Source organism: Blastococcus sp. CCUG 61487 (assembly GCF_005222955.1).
GTDB lineage: Bacteria > Actinomycetota > Actinomycetes > Mycobacteriales > Geodermatophilaceae > Blastococcus.
In genome coordinates, this window is the sequence record NZ_LWUA01000104.1 from 1 (window position 1) to 248 (window position 248).

The window sequence follows — 248 nt, forward strand, 5'->3', positions numbered from 1 at the left end:
CAGGCCGGCCTGCGCGGCGGCCGGCAATCCGCAGCGGGGACAGGGCCCGGCCCCGACGTCGCCGGTGGGCCGGCCGCACACCGGGCACGGCGGTGCCCACGGCGCTCCGGGCGAGGTCATGCCCGCATCCTCGCGCGGTGGTGGACCGCGGAGCCGGGAACGGCGCGGAACACGCCCGTGCGGGGGATGCCGTCGATGTCACCCCGTAACAGTTCGAGGTGCCGTGTACCGAGCGCCTACTCTGGGAT